At 69.8% G+C, this 23,040-nt stretch carries 17 protein-coding genes; 14 read left to right on the forward strand and 3 right to left on the reverse strand.

Features of this window, described 5'->3' with window-relative positions:
• The first annotated feature begins 10 nt into the window (after positions 1-10).
• From ACYVKI_RS14225 to ACYVKI_RS14245, 5 genes are all read left to right on the forward strand, one after another.
• Positions 11-1,612 (forward strand): dolichyl-phosphate-mannose--protein mannosyltransferase, encoded by a 1,602-nt coding sequence (locus ACYVKI_RS14225; RefSeq protein ID WP_460691021.1) that lies wholly within the window; start codon positions 11-13, stop codon positions 1,610-1,612.
• A gap of 105 nt (positions 1,613-1,717) precedes the next feature.
• Positions 1,718-3,619 carry an AMP-dependent synthetase/ligase gene (locus ACYVKI_RS14230; protein WP_460691022.1) on the forward strand — a complete coding sequence of 634 codons (1,902 nt, stop codon included), beginning with the start codon at positions 1,718-1,720 and terminating at the stop codon, positions 3,617-3,619.
• An 85-nt stretch (positions 3,620-3,704) separates the two neighbouring features.
• On the forward strand, positions 3,705-4,646 hold the full coding sequence (locus ACYVKI_RS14235; protein WP_460691060.1) for a TatD family hydrolase: 942 nt from the start codon (positions 3,705-3,707) through the stop codon (positions 4,644-4,646).
• The gene (gene rsmA / locus ACYVKI_RS14240) at positions 4,643-5,530 is read left to right on the forward strand and encodes a 16S rRNA (adenine(1518)-N(6)/adenine(1519)-N(6))-dimethyltransferase RsmA (protein WP_460691023.1); all 888 of its coding nucleotides are present in this window, start codon (positions 4,643-4,645) and stop codon (positions 5,528-5,530) included. Before ACYVKI_RS14235 ends, rsmA begins: the two co-directional genes overlap by 4 nt.
• A 131-nt stretch (positions 5,531-5,661) precedes the next feature.
• A complete protein-coding gene (locus ACYVKI_RS14245; protein WP_460691024.1) occupies positions 5,662-6,651 on the forward strand; it encodes a 4-(cytidine 5'-diphospho)-2-C-methyl-D-erythritol kinase in 990 nt (329 codons plus the stop codon).
• Here the strand turns inward: ACYVKI_RS14245 and ACYVKI_RS14250 are convergent.
• Positions 6,599-7,612, reverse strand: coding sequence for an EamA family transporter (locus tag ACYVKI_RS14250; protein ID WP_460691025.1), 1,014 nt, complete (start codon positions 7,610-7,612; stop codon positions 6,599-6,601). The genes ACYVKI_RS14245 and ACYVKI_RS14250 overlap by 53 nt on opposite strands.
• Before the next feature lie 70 nt (positions 7,613-7,682).
• Between ACYVKI_RS14250 and ACYVKI_RS14255 the strand changes: the two genes are divergently transcribed.
• The 8 genes from ACYVKI_RS14255 (at position 7,683) to ACYVKI_RS14290 (ending at position 20,571) form a co-directional block, all read left to right on the forward strand.
• Positions 7,683-8,237 carry a CGNR zinc finger domain-containing protein gene (locus ACYVKI_RS14255; protein ID WP_460691026.1) on the forward strand — a complete coding sequence of 185 codons (555 nt, stop codon included), beginning with the start codon at positions 7,683-7,685 and terminating at the stop codon, positions 8,235-8,237.
• Positions 8,238-8,294: 57 nt separating this feature from the next.
• A complete protein-coding gene (locus ACYVKI_RS14260; protein ID WP_460691027.1) occupies positions 8,295-10,226 on the forward strand; it encodes an ABC-F family ATP-binding cassette domain-containing protein in 1,932 nt (643 codons plus the stop codon).
• Positions 10,227-10,464: 238 nt separating this feature from the next.
• Positions 10,465-11,487, forward strand: a complete 1,023-nt coding sequence (locus tag ACYVKI_RS14265) for a LacI family DNA-binding transcriptional regulator (RefSeq protein ID WP_460691028.1) — start codon at positions 10,465-10,467, stop codon at positions 11,485-11,487.
• Between the two features lie 93 nt (positions 11,488-11,580).
• Positions 11,581-12,858, forward strand: coding sequence for a sugar ABC transporter substrate-binding protein (locus ACYVKI_RS14270; protein ID WP_460691029.1), 1,278 nt, complete (start codon positions 11,581-11,583; stop codon positions 12,856-12,858).
• 23 nt (positions 12,859-12,881) lie between these two features.
• Positions 12,882-13,949, forward strand: a complete 1,068-nt coding sequence (locus tag ACYVKI_RS14275; protein ID WP_460691030.1) for a carbohydrate ABC transporter permease — start codon at positions 12,882-12,884, stop codon at positions 13,947-13,949.
• Positions 13,946-14,764 carry a carbohydrate ABC transporter permease gene (locus tag ACYVKI_RS14280; RefSeq protein WP_460691031.1) on the forward strand — a complete coding sequence of 273 codons (819 nt, stop codon included), beginning with the start codon at positions 13,946-13,948 and terminating at the stop codon, positions 14,762-14,764. Before ACYVKI_RS14275 ends, ACYVKI_RS14280 begins: the two co-directional genes overlap by 4 nt.
• Positions 14,765-14,767: 3 nt before the next feature.
• Complete coding sequence (locus tag ACYVKI_RS14285) at positions 14,768-16,858, forward strand: glycoside hydrolase family 127 protein (protein WP_460691032.1); 2,091 nt, start codon at positions 14,768-14,770, stop codon at positions 16,856-16,858.
• Between the two features lie 71 nt (positions 16,859-16,929).
• The gene (locus tag ACYVKI_RS14290; RefSeq protein ID WP_460691033.1) at positions 16,930-20,571 is read left to right on the forward strand and encodes a LamG-like jellyroll fold domain-containing protein; all 3,642 of its coding nucleotides are present in this window, start codon (positions 16,930-16,932) and stop codon (positions 20,569-20,571) included.
• A 198-nt stretch (positions 20,572-20,769) separates the two neighbouring features.
• Here ACYVKI_RS14290 and ppnP read toward each other — a convergent pair whose 3' ends face one another.
• A complete protein-coding gene (ppnP, locus tag ACYVKI_RS14295; RefSeq protein WP_460691034.1) occupies positions 20,770-21,051 on the reverse strand; it encodes a pyrimidine/purine nucleoside phosphorylase in 282 nt (93 codons plus the stop codon).
• Between ppnP and ACYVKI_RS14300 the strand changes: the two genes are divergently transcribed.
• Positions 21,051-22,175 (forward strand): MFS transporter, encoded by a 1,125-nt coding sequence (locus tag ACYVKI_RS14300; RefSeq protein WP_460691035.1) that lies wholly within the window; start codon positions 21,051-21,053, stop codon positions 22,173-22,175. The two genes, ppnP and ACYVKI_RS14300, sit on opposite strands and share 1 nt — an antisense overlap.
• Here ACYVKI_RS14300 and ACYVKI_RS14305 read toward each other — a convergent pair.
• Positions 22,088-23,005, reverse strand: a complete 918-nt coding sequence (locus ACYVKI_RS14305; protein WP_460691036.1) for an endonuclease/exonuclease/phosphatase family protein — start codon at positions 23,003-23,005, stop codon at positions 22,088-22,090. The two genes, ACYVKI_RS14300 and ACYVKI_RS14305, sit on opposite strands and share 88 nt — an antisense overlap.
• Positions 23,006-23,040 lie beyond the last annotated feature (35 nt).

The raw sequence follows: 23,040 nt of genomic DNA on the forward strand, positions 1-23,040 counted from the left end.
CATACCCAGAGTGGACGGAACTCTGACCAGGCGACGCACTTCCGCCGCGCACCTCACCGGTGTGTCCCCCGGCGATCCGGCCCTGCGGCGTCGTCGCCTCGGCGTCGAGCCCTTCCGCCCCGGGCCGCTCGGCTGGATCATCCCCGCACTGGTCACGCTGCTCGCCGCCGGGCTGCGCCTGCCGGGACTCGGTCACCCGCATGAGCTGATCTTCGACGAGACCTACTACGCCAAGGACGCCTACGCGCTGCTGCTCGCCGGCCACGAGCTGGTCTGGCCCGACGGCGCCGACGAGGCCTGGTTGGCCGGGGACCCGGCACCCACCGGGGAGCCGGCCTATGTGGTGCACCCGCCGCTGGGCAAATGGCTCATCGCACTGGGCATCCAGGTCCTCGGCGTGGAGTCGGCCGCCGGGTGGCGGATCTCCGCCGCCGTGGCCGGCACACTGGCGGTGCTTCTCGTGGCGCTGATCGCCCAACGGATGTTCCGCTCCGTGCTGCTCGGTGGCCTCGCCGGGACGCTCACTGCCATCGACGGTCACCACCTGGTGATGAGTCGGGTCGCACTGCTGGACATCTTCCTGATGCTCTTCGTGCTGGCGGCCTTCGGCGCCCTGCTGGCTGACCGATACCACGGGCGACGACGGCTGGCCGACTCCGGTCCCGCGACCCGGCTGGCCTGGCGGCCCTGGCGGCTGCTCGCCGGGGCGCTGCTCGGCGCGGCAGCGGCGGTGAAACTCTCCGGACTGGCCTTCCTCGCCGTCTTCGGGGTCCTGGTGATCCTCTGGGACCTGCAGGCCCGTCGCGCAGTCGGGGCACCACGATGGGGCGTGGCCGGGGTTCGGGACGCCGCGCTCGCCGTCGTCACCGTGCTGCCGGTGGCCGCGGGGACCTATCTGGCCAGCTGGACGGGCTGGCTGCGCTCGTCGACCGGGTGGGGGCGCCTGTGGCATGAGAGCCACCCGCCCGAGGGGCTCGGTGCCCTGGTGCCCGGCCCGGTGCGCTCGCTGTGGCAGTACCACCTGGCGGCCACGGACTTCCACACAGGGCTCGACGCCGGCCACGACTACGCCTCCACGCCGTGGACCTGGCTGTTCATGGGACGGCCGGTGTCCTTCCACTACCAGTCCTTCGACTCGGGGGAGGCCGGCTGTGCCGCTTCACGCTGCTCCCAGGCCATCCTGGACCTGGCCAATCCGGTGATCTGGTGGGTCGGGCTCATCGCCCTGGTGCTGGTGCTCGCCCTGTGGCTGGGGCGACGGGACTGGCGGTACGGGGCGATCCTGTCCGGCTATGCCGGCGGTTTCGCCGTCTGGCTGCTGTTCCCGGACCGCACCATGTTCTTCTTCTATACCATCGCCTACCACCCGTTCCTCATCCTCTCCGTGGTGGCGGTGGCCGCACTGGTGCTGCGCGCCGGCGCCGACCCCGCGCGTGTCTCCGCCGAGGAGAGCCGGGAGAGCCGGGCGAACAGACGACGGAACACGGTGGTGGTGCTGTGCTTCCTGCTGCTGTGTGCGGCGGTGTCGATCTTCTTCCTGCCGCTGTGGACCGGGGAGACGATCACCTACGAGCAGTGGCGGCTGCGCATGTGGCTGCCGTCCTGGGTCTGAGTCGGCAGGGGCATGGTCCGGGGCGCCGCGACCCCAGTTCTACTCGAAAGTAACTTTGTCGTTCAGCTCACATCCAGGCCCCTCTGCACCGTTATAGTGTCTGCCGTGACATTCACCGAACCCCTCACCGAAGCCACCACCGAACAGGTCGTGCAGCTGGACCCGCGCATCAACGTCACCGACGGGGTTCTGGCCCTGGCGGAGGCTTCGCCCGAGCGTCCGGTCTATGCGGTCCCCAACGGCTCCGGCGGCTGGGTGGACGTCTCCATCCGCAGTTTCGTGGAGCAGGTGCGGGCCGTGGCCAAAGGCCTGATCGGCCTCGGGATCGAACCCGGTCAGCGGGTGGCCGTGATGTCACCGACCTGCTACTCCTGGGCCGTGGTGGACCAAGCCATCTGGTTCGCCGGGGCCGTCTCGGTGCCGATCTATGAGACCAGCTCCCCACGGCAGGTGGCCGATCTGCTCGAGGACTCCGGCGCGGCGCTGGCGCTCACCGGCAGTGAGGAGATCAGCGCCACCGTCCGTGCCGCGCTCGGCCACGGCCGCGATGGCGAGAGCACCGATGACGGCACCGCCAGAGACGAGTCCCCCGGAGGGAGCCCCGCCGGCAGCTTTGCCCGGATCCCCGTCCGGGGCATGCGCACCCACCACGACCTGGAGGCCATCGCCGACCACGGCCGCATCATCGACGACGGCGCCCTGGAACGCGCCCGCACCGCAGCCGGCCTCGACGACGTCGCCACCCTGGTCTACACCTCCGGCACCACCGGACGCCCCAAGGGGGTGCGCATCACCCACCGCAACCTGGCCGAGGGGGCGGCGAACCTGATCCCCTTCGTCCGCGAGATCGTCGGTGACCACACCTCGCGCACGCTGATCTTCCTGCCGCTGGCCCACGTGCTGGCCCGGGCGGTGCAGCTGACCTGCCTGCACCGCGGGGTGCAGGTGGCCCACAGCCCCAGCACCGCCACCCTGCCGCAGGATCTGGCCAGCTTTCGGCCCCGCTGGCTGCTGGGGGTCCCACGGGTCTTCGAGAAGGTCTATCACGGCGCGGCCGCCGCCGCGGAGGCCTCCGGGAAGGGGCGGATCTTCGAGGCCGCCCGACGCACCGCCGTGGAGTATTCGCGAGCCCTCGATGAGGCCGCCGCCGGCCGCGGGTCCGGACCTTCCGCGGCGTTGAAGGCCCGCCGGGCGCTGTTCTCGAAGCTGGTGTACTCCAAGCTCCACGCCCGGCTCGGCGGCAGCGCGGAGTACATGATCTCCGGGGCCTCCCCGCTGAACGACGAGATCGCCCACTTCTTCACCGGCATCGGGGTCCCGGTCCAGGAAGGCTACGGGCTGACCGAGACCACTGCCCCGATCACCCTGAACATCCCCGGAGCCACCCGCATCGGTTCCGTCGGGCTTCCGGTGCCCGGCGCAGCAGTCCGCATCGCCGACGACGGCGAGGTCCTGCTCTCCGGGCCGGTGGTCTTCGACGGCTACCACCAGAACGCGGTCGCCACCGAGGAGGCCTTCGTCGACGGCTTCTTCCGCACCGGGGACCTCGGCGCCCTTGACGCCGACGGGTTCCTGTTCATCACCGGACGCAAGAAGGAGCTGCTGGTCACCGCCGGGGGCAAGAACGTCCACCCCGCACCCCTGGAGGAGACCATCCGCGCCCACCGGCTGGTGGCCCAGGCCGTCGTCGTCGGTGATGACCGGCCGTTCATCGGGGCCCTGGTCACCCTGGACACCGAGGCGCTGCCCGACTGGTGCGCCGAACAGGGCATCGCTCAGCTCAGTCTGCCGCAGGCCTGCGCCGACGAGCGCGTGCGCGCGGCGGTGCAGGCCGCCGTGGACGAGGCCAACGACTCCGTCTCCCGGGCCGAGTCCATCCGCAAGTTCCGCATTCTGGACGTGGAGCTGACCGAGGACTCCGGGCACCTGACGCCGTCGATGAAGCTGCAGCGCCACAAGGTCATCGCCGACTTCGCCGAAGACGTCGAGGCGCTCTACACCGGATGAGCTCAGCTCCGGCGGCCTCGGGGCAGTAGGCTGGGACGCTGTGAGTGAATCCCGCCAGGTGAGTGCATCCCGCCAGCAGACCACGGTGGTCCCCGGGCACACCCCGGAGGCCTACGTCCCCGACCCCGAGCGCGCCCCCGCCGACGGCGAGCCGGTGCGTGACGCCGCCGAGGAGAACTCCGGCCGACGTCGTCGCCTGGAGTACCCGCCCGCGCCGGAGCCGCTGGACGTGCCGGTGATCGACAACCACGCCCACCTGGACTTCCGGGACGGCCAGGTGGCTGTCTCCGTGGAGGCAGCCCTGGACGCCGCCGAGGCCGTCGGCGTGGCCGGGGCGATCTGCGTGGGCTACGATCTGAGCTCCTCCGAGTTCTCCGTCACCGCGGCCGCCGCCGACCCGCGGCTGAAGGCCGCCGTCGCCCTGCACCCCAATGAAGCACCGGAGCTGACCGCCGCCGGCGAGTTCGACGCCGCCTTCGCCCGGATCGCCGAGCTCGCCCGTGACGACCAGGTCGTCGCCGTGGGGGAGACCGGGCTGGACTACTTCCGCACCGGGGCCGACGGGGTGGCCGCCCAGCAGGAGAGCTTCCGCCGGCACCTGGCCCTTGCCGTCGAGCTGGACACCGCCGTGCAGATCCATGACCGCGACGCCCATGACGACGTCGTCGCCGTGCTGCGCGACGCTCCGGAACTGCCTCGTTCCGTGGTGTTCCACTGCTTCTCCGGCGACGCTGAGCTCGCCCGGATCTGCAACGCCCACGGCTGGTACATGTCCTTCGCCGGAACGGTGACCTTCAAGAACGCCACGCACCTGCGCGAGGCCCTGGAGATCGCCGACCCGCAGCTGATCCTGGTGGAGACCGACACCCCCTTCCTGACCCCGCACCCCCATCGGGGGCGGCCGAACGCGCCCTATCTGATCCCGCAGACCATGCGGCTGATGGCCGAGGTCCGCCAGACCTCGGTGGAGTCGCTGGGCCAACAGGTCATGCTCAACACCGCCCAGGCCTATGGGAACTGGACATGAGCGGCTCCTCTCCGGAGCTGCTCTCGGCCGCGCACATCCGGGACCTGGCCGAGGGCCTGGGCATCCGCCCCACCAAACAGTGGGGGCAGAACTTCGTCATCGATCCCAACACCATCCGCCGCATCGTCGGGCTCGCCGAGCTGCGCGGGGACGAGCACGTCCTGGAGGTGGGGCCCGGGCTGGGCTCACTGACATTGGGCTTGCTGGACCAGGCGGCGAAGGTCACCGCGATCGAGATCGACCCCGCCCTGGCCGCCCAGCTGCCCGAGACTGTGGCGCTGATGCGCCCGCAGCGGGCCGCCGCACTGCGCGTGGTGCCCGAGGACGCCCTGCGTGTGGAGACGGAGACGCTGCGCTGGGACGACGCCGGCCCCGAAGTGCTGGTGGCCAACCTGCCCTACAACGTGGCGGTGCCGGTGGTGCTGGAGCTGCTGCAGGTGCTGCCCTCGCTGCGCAAGGGCCTGGTCATGGTCCAGGAGGAGGTGGCTGACCGGCTCTGCGCCGGCCCGGGGTCGAAGATCTACGGCGTGCCCAGTGTCAAGGCCGCCTGGGACACCCGGATGCGCAAGGCCGGAGTGGTCGGCAAGAAGGTCTTCTGGCCGGAGCCGCGGATCTCCTCGGGCCTGGTGCGGTTCGACCGGGTGGATCCCGCCTCGGAGACTGTGACCCGCGACGAGGTCTTCGCCGTCATCGATGCCGCCTTCGCCCAGCGGCGCAAGACGCTGCGGGCGGCGCTGTCCAGCTTCGCCGGCTCCGGTGTCCGGGCGGAGCAGATGCTGCGTGACGCCGAAGTGAACCCCCAGGCTCGCGGCGAGACCCTCGACGTGGGTGCCTACACGCGCATCGCCGAGGCGCGGCGGAGGCTTCCCGACTCTGTGGCCTGACGCCGAGATCTGAAGCGGTGTCAGCCCCGGACTGTAGAGTGCTGGAGCACCAGGAGCAGCCTGACGGCAGAGACGGCACGACGCGGAGGACGAGACACCCAGCATGAGGACCAGTGCATGAGGACCAGCGCATGAAGGACAGTGAATTCTTCGGACACGTCACCGCCGTCGCGCCCGGCAAGGTCAACATGACGCTGCGCGTCGGACCGCCGCGCCCGGACGGGTACCACGACGTCGCCACCCTCTACGTGGCCGTCTCGCTCACCGAGGAGGTCAGTGTCGCCCCGCGGGAGGATGAGGCCATCACGGTGAGCCTCTCGGAGCGTTCGGCCTTCACCGATGTGCAGTTCCAGGACCCCGCCTCCGGGGAGACGGTCACCGCGGCGATCCCACTGGACGAGTCCAACCTCGCCCACCGGGCCGCGACGCTGCTGCGCCAGCGGCTGGGGCACCGCCGGGGAGTGGACCTCACCATCACCAAGAACGTTCCGGTGGCCGGGGGCATGGGTGGAGGCTCCGCGGACGCCGCGGCGACGCTGGTGGCCTGCTCCGCGCTGTGGGAGGCGGGCCTGTCCAAGGAGCAGCTGGCGGAGATCGGCTCCGAACTCGGGGCCGACGTGCCCTTCGCCATCCTCGGCGGTGCCGCCGTCGGCCAGGGGGTCGGTGATGAGCTCTCCCCGGTCCTGGCCCGCGGAGAGCTGCATCTGGTGATCGTGCCGTCGAACACCGGCCTGTCCACGCCGCAGGTGTATCGCCGCCTGGACACCATGCGAGAGGAGGCCGGCGTGGAGGCTGAGGAGCCGGCGCTGGACCCGGATCTGGTGCGGGCGGTCTGTACCGCTGATGTGGAGCTGATCGCCTCCTTGATGGCCAATGACCTCCAGGCGCCGGCGGTGAGCATGGTGCCCTCCTTGGAGGACATGATGGACGCCGGCCTGGTGGAAGGGGCCCTGCAGGGCATGGTCTCCGGCTCCGGACCGTCGGTGCTGTTCCTCGCCCGCGACGCCGAATCCGCCGGGCAGCTGGCCACGCGTCTGGAGGAGCGCACCTCGGTGTGGGCGATCCCGGTCAGCGGCCCCGCCCCCGGGGCGCATCTGCTGACGCACCGTTCAGGGGAGTGACCTCCTCGCCGGTGAGTGTCAGCTCGACCTGGGGACGAGAGGGTTCGTCGAGCCGGATGCACACGACGCCGGCGAGGATGAGCAGCCCGCCGAGGAGCTGGATGATCGCCGGCAGTTCGCCCAGCAGCAGCCAGGCCCAGGCCACGGCGAAGAGCACCTCCGTCAGTCCCACGAAGGAGGCGAGCTTGGCCTGCAGGCGACGGGCTGCGATGACCCCGGTGGCGTAGGCGATTCCGGCGGCGACGACTCCGAGCCACAGCACCGGAACCCACCACGGGACCACGGCTCCGGCGAGCGGGACGTCGTCGGCGGTCATCTCGAAGGGGACCGCTCCGAGTGCTCCGGCCAGGGCCAGGGCGGCGGCGCCCCACAGCATCGCCAACGAGGTGAAGGCCAGCGGGGGCAGGCCTGTGGACTCGTCGGCGCCGACCAGGAAGAACACCGCCAGGCCCACGGCGGCCAGCAGTCCCCACAGCACGCCGATCATGCTGATCTGAGCGTCGCTGAAGACGTCCAGCACCAGCAGCAGGCCGGTCAGGGCCAGGCCGATGCCGGCCAGGGTCAGGGCACGTGGAGCCTGGCGCCGGACGGCCCAGAGCCACAGCACCACCAGGATCGGGCCCAGGTACTCCAGCATCAGGGCGACGCCGACGGTGAGGTGGGTGACGGCCAGGAAGAAGAACAGCTGGCAGCCGGCGACCGCCAAGGCTCCGAAGAGCGCCACCTGGGCCCAGGTGCGACGACGGCGGAGCAGCTCCCAGCGGCCGCGCATCTCGACGGCTGCGAAAGGCAGCAGCACCAGCGCCCCGATGAGGATCCGCAGGGTCACTGCCGCGGCGGGGGACCAGCCGGAGTCCAGCAGGCCTTTCGCCACACCGCCGGAGGACCCGAAGGCGACGGCGGAGAGCAGGGCGATGAGCAGGCCGACCGCGAGTCGGCGTGAGGAGACCTGGACCGCCACGGGCCCTCCTATCATGGGTGTGGAGCAGCAACGTCAATGATGGTAGACCGCCCGGAGATCACGTACAAAGATGACTTTCACCCATGATGTCGACGTCGCGCTGGCCAACGCCGCCGCCCTGGTGAACACCGCACCGGAGGTGAGGCGCGCCGGGGCCGCGCCGCGGGAGGATCTGCCGGATGTCGCCGCGCTGGACGCGTTCGTGGAGCAGTGGCGGTGGACCGGCAGTCGCACCCACGACGCCGACGAGCTGCAGGGCGTCCACCGGTTCCGGGAGGACCTGCACGCGGTCTGGTCGATGGACACCGAGCAGGCGGTGGGACAGGTCAACACGTGGTTGGCGGAGGCGCAGGCGCTGCCGCAGCTGGTCATCCATGACGACTTCGGCTGGCACCTTCACGCCACCGCCTCCGAGGCGCCGCTGTGGCGGCGCATGGCGGTGGAGGCCGCTATGGCGTTGGTGGACGTGATCCGTGCCGAGGAGCTGGACCGCCTGCGCATCTGCGCGGCGCAGGACTGTGGGCAGGTGCTGGTGGACCTCTCGCGGAACCGCTCCCGCCGGTTCTGTTCGGTGACCTGCGGCAACCGGCTGGCCGCGGCGGCCTACCGCAGCCGCCGGGGGTGAGGCGATCGTTTCCGGCCGTTTGGGTCCAGCCCGGGCCAGTGGGGTAAGTGTTAACGCATGGCGCATCTCCTCGGAGCCGAAGGGCTCAGCATCACGTTCGGCACTCGCACCGTCCTGGACGACATCACCCTGGGCATCGATGCCGGGGACAGGATCGGCATCGTGGGCCGCAACGGGGACGGCAAATCCACCCTGATGCGCCTGCTTGCCCGCCAGGCGGAGGCCGATTCCGGCCGGGTGACCTGGCGGGGCGGCGTCTCCGTGGGATTCCTGGACCAGTCCGACATCCTCGACGGCGACTCCAGCATCCGCAATGCCGTCGTCGGAGATCTGGCGGAGCATGAGTGGGCCTCCGATCCCCGGATGCGAGACATCGCCTCCGGTCTGCTCGAGGGTCTGGACTGGGAGCAGCCCGTCGGCGCGCTCTCCGGCGGGCAGCGCCGCAGGGTCGCCCTGGCCCAGCTGCTGATGCACGCCCACGACGTCCTCATGCTCGACGAGCCCACCAACCACCTCGACGTCGAAGGCGTCGCCTGGCTGGCGAACCACCTGAAGACCCGGTGGAAGGCCGATGACGGTGCGTTCCTGGTGGTCACCCACGACCGCTGGTTCCTCGATGAGGTCTGCACGCTGACGTGGGAGGTCCACGACGCCACCGTGGACTCCTTCGACGGCGGATACGCGGCCTACACGCTGGCGCGCGCAGAACGCGATCGGTCCGCGGCAGTGGAGGAGCAGAAGCGCCAGCAGCTGGTGAAGAAGGAGCTGGCCTGGCTGCGCCGCGGCGCCCCCGCCCGGACCTCGAAGCCGAAGTTCCGCATCGACGCCGCCAATGCGCTGATCAACGACGTCCCGGAGCCGCGAGACACCGTCAGCCTGAAGAGGATGGCCACCGCGCGGCTGGGCAAGGATGTGCTCGACCTGGAGCACGTGGACCTCACCGTGCAGGCCGAAGGCCGACAGAAGGTCCTTTTCGACGACGTCACCTTCCGGCTCGGCCCGGGGGAGCGGGTCGGCGTCGTCGGGGTCAACGGCGCAGGCAAGTCCACGCTGCTGCACCTGCTCGACGGGCGCACTGAACCTGACTCCGGGCGGATCAGACGCGGCAAGACGGTCCGCACCGCGATCCTCTCCCAGGAGGTCGAAGAGCTGCGTGCCCGGGCTCACATGCGCGTCCATGAGGTGATGACCGAGGAGAAGAACGTCTTCGAGGTCGGCGGCAAGGAGCTCTCCGGCTCGCAGCTGCTCGAGACCCTCGGCTTCAGCCGGGCCCGCCAGTGGACCCCGGTGGGGGATCTCTCCGGCGGCGAGCGGCGGCGACTGCAGCTGCTGAAACTGCTCACCGGCGAGCCGAACGTGCTCATGCTCGACGAGCCCACCAATGACCTCGACACTGACACTCTGGCCTCCATGGAGGACCTGCTCGACGGCTGGCCCGGCACCCTGGTGGTGGTCAGCCACGACCGCTACCTGCTGGAGCGGGTGACCGACCACCAGGTGGCGCTGCTCGGCGACGGTGCGGTGCGTGCCCTGCCCGGGGGAGTGGAGCAGTACCTGCGCATCCGCGCCGGCCGGGAACCGATCCCCGGGGCGGCGACCCGGACCTACCGGGCCCAGAGCAGCCTCCAGGCGACGTCGACCTCTGGTACGACCGGGGGCTCGGGAAACACTGCAGGCGCTGGTGTCCCGGCGGGAACCCTCGGCTCCAGCTCCTCAGGGACGAGCGCTACGACGGCTGGTGGTGGCCTGGGAGGCTCGGGGGTCTCCGAGGCGGAGAAGCGGCAGGCGAAGAAGCAGATGGCGCGGATCGAGAAGCAGATGGAGAAGCTGGCGGAGCGCCAGCAGAAGCTGCATGACGACATGGCCGCCGCCTCCGAGGCCGTGGACCTCGAACGCCTGAAGAAGCTCCAGTCCGAGCTGGACGGCGTCGATGCGGAGTTCGCCGAGCTGGAGGAGACCTGGCTGCAGGCGGGCGAACTGGCGGAGTGAGCCTGCGCCGTCTGGCCGCCTCCTGGGTTCCTGCCGAGGCCGGTTGAGAGGGCATCGAACGCCGCCACCCCACAAAATCTCTGACATTTCCGTCACGATCGGCTGACCTGCGAGGATGCGCCGCCTCGTCCGTGGGGTGCTCGTCGAACGCTCTGACCCACCCTTGTGGACGTGATCTGGGCCACGCTACTGTAGAACCGGTTCGATCAATCGAATCGGTTCGACAGGAGGGGTCGCCGTGGTCACCATCGGAGATGTCGCACGAGCGGCGGGAGTGTCCCGCAGCACCGTGTCCTATGCGCTCTCAGGCAAGAGGCCCATTTCGCCATCCGTCCGCGAACGCATCCAGGCCGCCGTCGACGAACTCGGATACACCGCCAATGCCGGGGCGCGTGCGTTGGCCACCTCGCAGACCCATGTGCTCGGACTGCTGGCCCGGTTCCTCGACGACGAGTTCGCCCCCGCGATGCTGGAGTACATCCTCGGGGTCACCGACCACGCCCGCTCGCTCGGCTACGACACCCTCATGGTCACGGAGGAGGACGGAGTGCGGGCCCTGCAACGGCTCTCCCGGTCGCGGAAGGTCGACGGCTTCCTGCTGCTCAACGTCTCCGAGGAGGACGAACGGCTGGACGCGCTGGCGGCAGTCCCTCAGCCCGCCTCCACCGTGGGCCTGCCGGGCCGCACCGGCGACGTCGACATCTTCGACCTGGACTTCGCCGCGGCTGGTCGCCTGATGGTCGACAGGATGCACCAGCTCGACCACCGTGAACTCGTCCTGGTCTCCCAGCCGGAACATGTGGTGGCCCGCGGCGGCGCCTACGTCTGGCGGCTCGCTGACGCGGCCCAGCAGCGGGCCGCAGAACTCGGCGTCACCGTCCACGCCACCTTCGGCTCCTCCTCCCAGCCGGCCATCGGCCAGGACCTCCATGGCGTCCTCGACGCCTACCCGGGGGCCACCGGGCTGCTGCTGAACAACGAAGCCGCAGCCGCCGCGCTGCCCAATGTCCTGTGGTCCCGGGGCCTGCGCGCCCCTGAGGACCTCTCGGTGATCGGCCGCTATTCCGATGAGTTCGCCCGCACCTTCTCCCTGCCCTTCTCCGCCATCGACAGCGCCGCTGACGAGCTCGGTCGCGCCGCGGTCGACCGGCTCGTGGGGCGTGTCACCGGCCGAGTGCCCTCCGGGGCCCCGTACGGAGTCGAGCTCGTCGACCCGACGCTCACCGACCGCGGCAGCCTAGCCGCGCCGCCGTCCCGCTGAGGACGGCGCCCGCGCGCCGGCCACCGCACCACCTGCCTCACCTGCCTCACCGTTCGCCACTGCGCCACCACATCTCGCCCAGGAGGAGACACCATGACCACCACGACCGTCGGCACCAGGACCCGCCGCAGCTCCCGGTTGAGCCTCGCCGCGCTCACCGCCACCGCTTCCCTGGGCATCCTGACCGCCTGCGGCGGCACCGGAGGTGACGTCGCCGCAGACGACACGTTCACCTGGTGGGACCCGTACCCGCAGCACGAGGGAGGCTCCGACTGGGATGAACGGGTGCAGAGCTGCGGCGAACAGGCCGGAGTGCGCATCGACCGCACCGCCTATGACACCACCTCGTTGACCAACCAGGCGCTGCTCTCCGCTCAGGAGGGCACCTCACCGGACATCATCCTGCTGGACAACCCGGCGGTGTCCACCCTGGCCGAGACCGACATGCTCACCACAGTGGACGAGCTCGGGCTCGACGTCTCCCACGTCGAGGAGAACCTCCTGGCCGCCGGTCAGCTCGACGGCGAGACCTATGGGATCCCCGTCGGGGCCAACACGCTGGCCCTCTACTACAACGCCGAGATCCTCGACGACGCCGGAGTGGACCCGGAATCGATCTCCGGCTGGGACTCGCTCACCGAAGCCCTCGAATCGGTGGAGGACGCCGGACACCGCGGCATCACCTTCGCCGGCATCAACACCGAGGAAGGCTCCTTCCAGTTTCTGCCCTGGTTCTGGGGCGCCGGGGCAGACCTGCGCCAGCTGGACTCGCCGGAGGCCGTCGAGGCGCTGGAGCTGTGGACCTCCTGGTTGGACGAGGGCCACGCGCCCCAGTCGGTGATCGACAACTCGCAGAACAGCACCTGGGAGGAGTTCCTCACCGGCGACTTCGCCTTCGTGGAGAACGGCACCTGGCAGGTCAACGCCGCAGCCGAGGCGGACTTCGAGACCGGTGTGATGGAGTTGCCCACCCCAGAGGGCGGCGTCGCCCCGGCCCCCACCGGTGGAGAGTTCATCATCGCGCCGGTGCAGTCCGAGACTGAGCGCTACGAGACCACAGTGCAGATCATCGAATGCATGACCACCCCCGCGGGCTTCGTGGAGACCGCAGAGACCTTCGCCTACTACATCCCGCCGACCGGAGAAGGCCAGGAGGCCTTCCTGGAGGAGAACCCGGAGCTGGAGACCTGGGTGGAGGCGGTGCAGTCTGCCAAGGGCCGGACCAGCGACGACCTCGGGACCGACTACCCGGTGATCTCCGAACAACTGTGGACAGCCGTGCAGAACGCGCTCTCCGGGGCCAAGACCCCGGAGGAGGCGCTCACCGACGCCCAGGAGGCCGCCGAGGCGCAGGTCTCCTCCGACGACTGACCCGGCCGGCGAGGAATCGACCCATGAGCACCCCATCCACTGACGCGCCGGCCCAGTCGGCCCAGCCGGCCCGGCTCGCCGTCGGGGAACGCCCCACCGGGCTCCCCGTCGGCGGGACAGGCGGACCTGCAGGCCCCGGGGGCGCTGCCCGGACTGCCACACGGCCGGGCGGATCACCCCGGCCGGCGGCGGCCCGCGCACGACGACGGACCAGCGGCTCCCAGCTGGCCGCCGCGGGCTTCGTCGCACCCCTGGTGATCTACCTGATCGCCTTCTACGCGTATCCGCTGATGCGCAGCATCGACCTCAGCATCCACGACTACACCGTCCGGGCGTTCGTCCAGGGCGACGCCGAGTTCGTGGGCCTGGCGAACTACGTCGACGTCATCACCTCCAGCCTGTTCGCCCAGGCCATGTGGAACACGACCGCGTTCGTGCTGGTCTCGCTGGTCTTCCAGTACACGATCGGCCTGGCCCTGGCGGTCTTCTTCCGGTCCGGCTTCCGACTCTCGGCGACCCTGCGCGCGCTGTTCCTGGTGCCGTGGCTGCTGCCGCTGATCGTCTCCGGCTCGGCCTGGGCCTGGATGCTCAACAGTGACAACGGCATCGTCAACTCCTTCCTGAGCATCGTCGGCATCGGTCAGGTCAACTGGCTGACCTCGCCGGACACCGCGATGATCGGTGTGCTGATCGCCAACATCTGGCTGGGCATCCCCTTCAACCTCGTCATCCTCCACTCGGGCCTGCAGAACATCCCCGAGGAGCTCTATGAGGCGGCCTCCCTGGACGGTGCCGGCCCGTGGCGCCAGTTCGTCAGCATCACCTTCCCGCTGCTGCGGCCGGTCTCGGCGATCACCCTGCTCCTCGGGCTGGTGTACACCCTCAAAGTGGTGGACATCATCTGGATCATGACCTCCGGCGGTCCGGCGAACTCGACCACCACGCTGGCGATCTGGTCCTACCGGGAGGCCTTCGGCACCGGTCAGCCGGACATGTCACCGGCCGCCGCCGTCGGGAATCTGCTCATCGTCATCGCGCTGATCTGCGGACTGCTCTACGTGTGGGTCCAGCGCAGACAGGAGGAGTCATGATCGCCCGCCGACCCTGGTGGAAGACGCTGCTGGGGCTGGTCCTGACCGCCCTGATGCTCTTTCCCGTCTACTGGATGCTCAACGTGTCGCTGACCCGCACCGGAGACCTGCGTTCCAGCCCACCGCAGCTCGTTCCCGCAGACCCCACATGGGAGGGGTACGTGGCGGTCTTCGATCACCAGATGTCGTCGTTGGCCACCAGTCTGGTCATCGCGTTGGGCTGCGTGGCGTTGACCGTGGTCATCGCCGCGCCGGCGGGCTACGCGATCGCGCTGCTGAACCTGCGCGGCGAGCGGAGTCTGAACTTCGTGCTGCTGGTGGCGCAGATGCTGCCGGCGGTGGTCATGGCCATGGGGTTCTACGCCGTCTACGTCAGGCTCGGCCTGTTGAACACCGTCTGGGGCCTGATCCTGGCCGATTCGACCATCGCGGTGCCCTTCGCGGTACTGCTGTTCACGGCGTTCATGAGCGGACTGCCGCGGGAGCTGCTCCAGGCGGCGGCCATCGACGGCGCCACGGTCTGGCGGGTCTTCGTCTCGATCGTGCTGCCGATGAGCCGCAACTCGATCCTGACCGTCTCGCTCTTCGCCTTCCTCTGGGCCTGGTCAGACTTCATCTTCGCCTCCACGCTCAGCCGCAACGCCGACTTCATCCCGATCACGCTGAGCATCTACTCGTTCATCGGCAACAACACGACCCAGTGGAACGCCATCATGGCCACCGCCGTCGTGGCCTCCATCCCCGCGGCGGTGCTTCTGGTCATCGCCCAGCGCTATGTGGCCGCCGGTGTGACCGCCGGGGCAGTGAAGGACTGATCCGTGACTCTTCATCACACTGAGCAGCGTCCCCTGAAGACCACCGACGGCCCCCAGTCATCGGGCGCCCCCACCATCGGGGCGGCCGCGCCGGTGGTGCCGGCCCATGGCCGACGGCGCGGCGCCCGGACCCACGAGGTCCGCCTGGACCCCAGGAGCTTCTGGGGCCGACGCCAGGAGATCAACGCCCGGGCGACCCTGTCGCACTGTGTGGAGTGGTTGGAGCGGCTGGGCTGGCTGGAGAGCTTCGACCGCGTCGCCCGGGGAGAACCCACAGGGGACCGTCCGGGCTGGCAGTTCTCCGACTCCGAGGTCTACAAGCTCCTCGAGGCGGTGGCCTGGGAGCAGGCCCGCACCGGCGACCCGCAGATGGAGGAGCTCCATCGGGGGCTGGTCGCCCGCATCGCCCCGGCCCAGGACGACGACGGCTACCTGAGCACCGCCTTCGGACACCCCGGGCTGCCTCCGCGCTATTCAGACCTGTCCATGGGGCATGAGCTGTACACCATGGGTCATCTGCTCCAGGCGGCGGTGGCCCGTGCCCGGAGTCTCCCTCCGGAGGAGGTGGAGGCAGATCGGCTGGTCCGTGTCGCGCGGGCCGCGGCGGAGCACATCTGTGCGGAGTTCGGCCCTGCCGGGCGACCCGGCATCTGTGGTCATCCTGAGGTGGAGGTCGCCCTGGTCGAGCTGAGCCGCACGCTGGGGGAGTCCCGCTACCGGGACCAGGCCCGGCTGTTCCTCGACCGGCGGGGCCATGGAAGCCTGCCGGTCCCCGCGCTGCTGGCCGCCGACTACTTCCAGGACGACGTGCCGCTGCGTCGGGCCCAGGTGCTCCGCGGCCACGCGGTGCGGGCCCTGTACCTGACCGCCGGCGCGGTGGATCTGGCCATGGACACCGAGGACCAGCCGCTGCTGGAGACGCTGCTGCGCCAGTGGCGGCGCACTGTGGAGCGGCGCACCTATCTCACCGGGGGGATGGGCTCCCGCCATCAGGACGAGGGTTTCGGCGAGGACTTCGAACTGCCCGGTGACCGTGCCTACTGTGAGACCTGCGCCGGGGTCGCCTCCGTCATGGTCTCGTGGCGGTTGTACCTGGCCACCGGAGAGGTGGAACACCTGGACCTCATCGAGCGCACCCTGTTCAACATCATCGCCACCTCCGCCGCGGAGGACGGACGGGCCTTCTTCTACGCCAATCCCCTGCAGCTGCGGCAGGAGCCCGACGTCCAGGAGGCCGAGGGAGTGCACATGCGGGCGGAAGGGGGCTTGCGGGCACCGTGGTTCGACGTCTCCTGCTGCCCGACCAACGTGGCGCGGACCCTCGCATCGCTGCAGCACTATGTGTTCTCGATCGACGCCCTCGAGGAGCCGGTGCCGTCTCGCGGGCCGGCGGCTTCCGGTGCAGAGGGGGTGCCGCGGGTCTCGGTGCTGCAGTATATGCCCGGGGAGATCCGCGCCGAACTGCCCGCCGGGCATCTGGGGCTGCGTGTCCAAGGGGACTATCCGCACCAGGGGCAGGTCGGGCTGGTCATCACGGAGGTTCCCGAGGGGCCCGTCAGGCTGCGGCTGCGGGTGCCCTCCTGGGCGGACGGCGCCGCCCTGACGGTGACCAGTGCCGACGGAGTCCTGCTGTCTCGGAGGTCGGTGCCGCCCGGCTGGGCCGAGGTCGGGGAGCGGCTGGCGCCCGGGGACGCGGTGGAGCTGGATCTCGGGACGGCTCTGCGCCTGACCTGGCCGGATCCGCGCGTCGACGCGGTGCGCGGCACAGTCGCCCTCGAGCGTGGTCCGCTGGTCCTCTGTCTGGAGTCCATCGATCTGCCGGAGGGCGTCGCCCTGGAGGACCTGCGTCTGGATCCGGATCAGCCGTTGGTCGCACATGACGACGGCGCCCGGGTGCGGCTGCAGGTGGTGCCTGGTGCCGCGCCGCGCCCCGGAGCACCGCCGTTCGGCCCTCCGCCGACGGCTCCGGAGAGTGCCCCTCGGACGTTCACTGCGCCCCTGGTGCCCTATCACCGGTGGGCCGAGCGGGGGCCCTCCACCATGCGGGTCTTCCTCCCGCTCGCCGGATCATCACTGACACCGGTTCAGCACTGATCTCGCACCAGCACTGATCTCGCACCAGCACTGACACCGGATCATCCACGACACGGAGAGGTGACACATCGATGCAGCACCTGACGAGACGGCGAGGCCGCATCTCCGGCGCGACGGCGAGCGCCGCCGCCGTCGCGCTGGGGGCCGGCGTGCTGGCCGGGGGAGCTCCCGCTCACGCCGCCCCGCCCGACCCGATCCTGCACTACACCATGGACGAGCTCGACGGAGACCGCCTTCCCGACGTCTCGGGCAACGGTCTGGACGGCAGCGTCACCGGAGAGGTCGACGTCGTCGACGCCGGGGACGGCTCGAGCCTGCGACTGGGCGGCGGCCAGGTGACCCTCCCTGCGGGGCAGTTCCAGGAGGCCGAGGACCTGACCGTCTCCACCCGGGTGAAGTGGAGCGGAGACGGCGGCGCCTGGCAGTGGCTCGTCGCGCTGGGCGCCGACACTGAACGCTATCTGTTCGTCACGCCCTCCCACGGGGACGGTCAGCTTCGCGCGGCGATCACCACCCAGGGGGCCGGGGGAGAGTCGACCGTCACCGGGCTGAGTCCCCTGCATGCGGATCAGTGGGCGACGCTGACCGTCACTCTCGACAGCGCCGAGGACACCCTGACGACCTATCTCAACGGCGTCCCGGTGGGAAGCACCGCGACCACCGTCAGCGCCTCGGAGCTCTGGACCGGCGCGACCGAGACCGAGACCAGCGGCCATATCGGGCGCTCCTTCTACCCCGATCCGCCCTTCACCGGCGAGATCGATGATTTCCGCATCTACGACGCCGCACTCACGGAGGATCAGGTGGCTGACATTCAGGACGGTGACCTCCCGGAGCGGGAGGCGATCGAGACCGAGGTGGAGGTCCAGGCCAACACCGGCTCCGCCCCGCAGCTGCCCGGTGAGGTGCGGGCCGAGTACACCGACGGCTATCCGCGTTCGGTGCCGGTCAGCTGGGAAGACGTCGACCCGGAGGCCTACGCGCAGGTCGGCGAGTTCATCGTGACCGGGGAGGCCGCTGGCATCGAGATCACCGCTCGGGTGACGGTGCAGGACCAGGAGGTCACCGTGGATCTCTCCCACCGCGGCGGAGACGTCCATGGTGGGGCCTCCGGAGTCCTCTACGGCTTGTATGACGAAGGGATGCCCACGGACAACCTCATCGAGGGGATGAACCTGCGGTCAGTGGCCACCAAGGCGCAGGACGGCTCGCAGCACCCCGGCTCCGACGCCCTGGAGGTCCTGCCCCAGCTGGCCGAGACCACCGGCGGGGACCTCTACCTGCGGATCACCGACTGGTACCGCGGCTTCCCGTACCAGATTCCGGGGGAGACCCCGGAGGAGCGGCGGCAGGACTTCCTGCGCATCCTCGACGAGCAGCTGGAGATGATCGAGGAGTACGCTGACCGCGGCGAGGAGGAACGCCGCCAGGTGGCGCAGAATCTGGTGATCGAGCCGTTCAACGAGCCCGAGGGCAACATGTTCAGCGACCGCCCGAACGCCGAATGGAGCGTGCAGGCTCCCGGCGAGTCCTGGCTGGACGAGCCGGGGCCGTTCTTCCAGACTTGGGACGAGGTCTACCGCACCATCTGGGACTGGTCGGAGCGGACCGGCATCGAGATGCGCATCGCTGGTCCAGGTGCGGAGCACCTGTGGCCCCAGATCGAAGGCTACCTGGAGCACACCGTGGAGCAGGGGACGCTGCCGGACATCGTCACTTGGCACGAGCTGACCCACCCGCAGGCGATCCGCGATTCGGTGGCCCAGTTCCGCAGCTGGGAGGAGGCGATCTACCCCGGCACCGAGTATGAGGGGGTGGAGCTGCCGATCAACATCAACGAGTACGCCTTCAACTACCACACCTCGGTGCCGGGCCAGATGATCCAGTGGATCTCCGCCATCGAGGACATGAAGGTCGATGCGATGATCGCCTTCTGGAACATCAACGGCAACCTGGCGGACTCTGCGGTGCAGGCGAATCGGGGCAACGGCCAGTGGTGGCTCTACAATGCGTATGCGAAGCTCAGCGGCGAGACCGTGGAGCTGACCGCACCCCACCCCGGGGAGAACTACACCCTGCAGGGTGTCGCCGCCCTGGACGAACGGAACCACACCGCCCGCACGCTCATCGGCGGAGCCGACGGCCTGGCCCCGGTGACCTTCGATCAGGTCCCTGCTGATGTCTTCGGCGACGAGGTGCGCGCATGGGTCCACGAGATCCCCTGGACCGGTCAGCTCGGCGACTCTGCCCAGCCGCGCCAGCTCGCGGAGCTGGTGCTGCCGGTGGAGGACGGGCAGGTCCAGGTGCGCTTCGACGGCGATGAGCTGCCGCTGCTCACCGAGTCCTCCGCCTATGAGATCGTGCTGGCCCCGGCCGGAGCTGGCCGGGAGGACACGATCAGCCAGGCGTGGCGGGCCAGCTATGAGGCCGAGGACGCCCAGCTCACCGGGGAGGGGTTCGGGATCAACGGTCCTGAGGGCTCACCGGCTGCGGTGGACAGGTTCTACACCTCCGGCGGGTACAACGTGGGCGGGCTGCGCACCGGGGGCCAGGGGTCCATCGACTTCACCGTCGAGGTCCCGGAAGACGGCACGTATGACCTCTCGGTCTTCGCCAACAGCCTCAACACCTTCGACCTGGTGCAGGAGCAGGGGCCCACCAATGTGTTCCTCACCGTGGATGGGGAGGCCGAGCAGGAGCTGTTCCTGCCGCTGGGCTACAAGTGGGTGGTCTGGGATCACACCGAGACCACTGTGGAACTTGCTGAGGGCACCCACACGATCTCGCTGTCCACCCACAGCCTGGACGGGGAGCGGACCACTCAGGGTGATGCCCTCGTGGACCGCATCACCCTGTCCCGCCAGCAGGACGGCGTCACCGTCTACCCGGCGGAGATCGCCCAGCATGAGGGATCCTTCGCCGAGCATGACAGACCTGAGGACGGCACCGGCTCCGGCGGGGCCAAACTCGCCCAGGGGGAGAGCATCACCTTCTGGGTCTATGGGGAGGTCGACGGCGAGGCGCAGCTGGAGCTGTCCACCTTCGGCCGCGCCGAGGGCACGATGAGCCTCAACGGCCGGGAGCTGGCGGAGGTCGACGGCGACGTCTCGATCGCCGCCCACCTGGACGGTGGGGTCAACAAGGTCACCGTGACCCACACCGGGGACCGGAAGTGGCTGATGATCGACAGTCTCACAGTGGCGCCCTCCGAGGAGGCTCTGCCGGTGACTGAGCTGGCGGCCTCGGACGGCGAGTTCGCCGGCGAGGCTGCGCTGACCGAACTCTCCCTGGCCGAGGACGGCACTGCGGTCACCGGCGTCGGGGGAGAGCCCGGCAATGAGAACGCCGTGACCTTCACGGTCGAGGCCGCCCAGGCGGGCCCCCACGCCGTGGTGGTGAGGTACTCCAATCCGGAGCAGGTCCCGGCGACGCACTACAACCCCAACCCGATGGGCCGACCTGCGGAGTTCTCCGTCAACGGTGGGGACCCCCAGCGGCACATGTTCGCGCCCACGTTCCATGAGAACAACTTCGTCGAGCGCACTGTGGTGCTGGACCTCGAGTCAGGGGAGAACTCCGTGAGGATCTCGGCGGAGGAGAAGCCGAATCTCGACGGTGAGACCTCCGCGGAGGACAACTGGCCGGGCATCCCGCTCCGGGCGGGGCAGGCCCCGATCATCGATGGGCTGACCGTCTCGCCGCTGCACGACTGAGTCCGCACGACTGAGTCCGCACGACTGAGTCCGCACGGCGCGGCGCGGCCGGCGCCGCGCGACGCCTCGGTACCTCTGGCCTCCCGAGAGGACGCCAGAGGTGCCGATGGCATGGCGGGGCGCGCAGTGCCGCCCCGTCCACCGCGCCCATACGCAGCCCGAACGCAGCCCGCATGCAGCCCGGCCGCAGAGTGCCGATCAGGTGTAGGGGCAGACGTAGGCGACGGTGTCCGCAATGCGCACGGTGAAGGACTCGTCGCGTTCGATCTGGAAGGACTCGCCTTCGGTGTAGGTCACCCAGTCATCACGTCCGGGAAGGCGGACGTCCCAGGTCCCGCGGAGCAGGATCATCCACTCGCGGGTCGGAGCCTCGAAGGTCCATTCGCCCGGCTCCATGACGCCCACGGTGAACTTGCCTTGCTGGTTGGCGAACTCCAGGCTGCGCACCTGGCCGTCGTAGTACTCGTTCTGGCCAATCATTGATCGTCCTTTCCGAATGCTCGGATCGTGATGCTGACGATCGCACGCTACGGGAGCACCGTCGGCGCACTCTTCTGGAGAATGCTGGGGTTCGACTCGGCCGCAAGCGGATCCTGGCGACGACCATCCTGGTGATGTCCGGCGCCGCCGTGGCGATCGGGCTGATCCCGCCCTACGCCGCCATCGGTGTCGCGGCTCCGGCCCTGCTGCTCTTCTTCCGCATGGTGCAGAGCTTCTCAGCAGCCGGCGAGTACGCCGGGGCCGGCACCTACATCGCGGAGTTCGCCTCCAACCGATCGCGCGGGTTCATGACCAGTGCGGTGCCCATGGCCGCCTCGGCGGGCTTCCTGCTCGCGTCGTTCACCGCGACCGTGCTGTACTCGTCGCTGTCGTCAGAGGCGATGGAGTCCTGGGGCTGGCGGGTGCCGTTCCTGATGGCAGGCCCTTTGGGCATGATCACCCTGTACCTCGGGTACCGGTTGGAGGAGACGCCCTACTTCCGCGAAGTCATGGACGCCCGTGAGGAGCGAGAGGCCCAGACGACCAAGGAGGCGAAGGCCGAGAAGCAGGCGTGGAAGCAGACGCGGAAGCAGACGCGGAAGCAGGCGCAGACGCGCCAGGACCGTGCCGGGGCCAGGAGCAGCTTCTGGGCCAACGCCCCCGGCATGACCCGGCTGCTGCTCGTGATGGCGCTCAACGCCGGCGCCTACTACAAGAGAGCGCTCCTGGCGGCCTGCATCGGTCTGATGTTGCTCGCTTACCCGATGATGTTCACCTTCTCCGTGGGCAGCGTGCCGCTGGCCATCCTGGCCCTGGTCACCGCGCTGGCGATCGTCACCCTGAACGACGCGGTCTTCCCGTCCTTCTTCGCCGAATCGCTGTCCACCAGGTCCCGATACGTCGGATTCGCCCGGCCGTTCACCCTCGGAGCGGCCCTGTTCGGCGGTGTCGCTCCCTACACCGGCACCTGGCTGATCCAGGCCACCGGAGGCCCGTACTCCTCGGCGCTGTTCCTCATCGCGGTGCCCCCGGCCGGTCAGGCCACCACGGCCCGCACGGCCAGGTGGTCCGAGGGGAACTCGTTGTCCTCATGGTCCGGGATGTGTCGGCAGGTCCCCGGATAGGGGACGAACCCCTGATCATCACCGGCGTCGGCGTCGTCGGCCGCCCCGCCCACATGGTCGGCGGCGAGGACCTCGAGCCCGCGCACGTAGATGAAGTCGATCCGGTCCCGCGGCTCGTCGCTCAGCGTGTGGATCTGGGACCAGGACCGTCCCGGGGCCCGAGCCGGGTCCGGATGCACCGCGCGGAAGGCATCGGTGTACCCGGCGTCGATCAGCCGACGGGTCGCCGGCCAGTCGGCCGACGGGCGATCCGCGGCCTCCCAGTCCACCGGGGAGGGCACGTTGAAGTCCCCGGCGATGACCACCGGCATGTCACCATGCTCGGTCAGGATTCGGTCGGTCTCGGCGAGCACCTGCTGGGCCTGCTGGTCCCGGAGCACCTCGCCGTCCTGGGAGAACACCGCGCCCCGCCCTTCGGGCAGCTCGTCGGACCGGTAGGGACCGTAGTCTTGCGGGGCCAGGTGCACAGACCAGGCCAGCAGCTCACCCAGCCGGGTCTGGACGATCGCAGCCGTCGCATAGGGGGCGGTGTCGGTCCGCAGCAGTCGAGCGCCTCCTGCGGAGAGCACCGCGTTGTCCCAGGACTGCTGGGCCACTGTCATCCCCAGGGTGCGGCCGAGCCGCCCGCCGGCGTCGCCCCAGCACTCCTGCAGGAAGAGCAGATCCACCTCCTGCCCTCGCAGCACGTCGATCTGCTTGTGCCGCCCGTCGGCGACCTTCTCTCCGCCGAACCAGAGGTTCCAGCAGAACAGGCGCAGCGTAGGCCGGTCGGTCTCCGCGGTCCCCGCGGTCAGTGCGGCCGGACGGGCGGCTTCGGTGGGCGTGGTCATGGTCTCCTCCAGATCAGTCTCAGCATGGTCTTCAC

Source organism: Nesterenkonia suensis (genome assembly GCF_054782935.1).

Excerpts from the sequence above, each read along its gene's own strand:
- ACYVKI_RS14260 (WP_460691027.1), top strand. The coding sequence starts at position 8,295 with ATGGCGCATCTCCTCGGAGCCGAAGGGCTCAGCATCACGTTCGGCACT.
- ACYVKI_RS14245 (WP_460691024.1), top strand. The coding sequence starts at position 5,662 with ATGAAGGACAGTGAATTCTTCGGACACGTCACCGCCGTCGCGCCCGGC.
- ACYVKI_RS14255 (WP_460691026.1), top strand. The coding sequence starts at position 7,683 with ATGACTTTCACCCATGATGTCGACGTCGCGCTGGCCAACGCCGCCGCC.
- ACYVKI_RS14305 (WP_460691036.1), bottom strand. The coding sequence starts at position 23,005 with ATGACCACGCCCACCGAAGCCGCCCGTCCGGCCGCACTGACCGCGGGG.
- ACYVKI_RS14275 (WP_460691030.1), top strand. The coding sequence starts at position 12,882 with ATGAGCACCCCATCCACTGACGCGCCGGCCCAGTCGGCCCAGCCGGCC.
- ACYVKI_RS14280 (WP_460691031.1), top strand. The coding sequence starts at position 13,946 with ATGATCGCCCGCCGACCCTGGTGGAAGACGCTGCTGGGGCTGGTCCTG.
- ACYVKI_RS14290 (WP_460691033.1), top strand. The coding sequence starts at position 16,930 with ATGCAGCACCTGACGAGACGGCGAGGCCGCATCTCCGGCGCGACGGCG.
- rsmA (WP_460691023.1), top strand. The coding sequence starts at position 4,643 with ATGAGCGGCTCCTCTCCGGAGCTGCTCTCGGCCGCGCACATCCGGGAC.
- ACYVKI_RS14270 (WP_460691029.1), top strand. The coding sequence starts at position 11,581 with ATGACCACCACGACCGTCGGCACCAGGACCCGCCGCAGCTCCCGGTTG.
- ppnP (WP_460691034.1), bottom strand. The coding sequence starts at position 21,051 with ATGATTGGCCAGAACGAGTACTACGACGGCCAGGTGCGCAGCCTGGAG.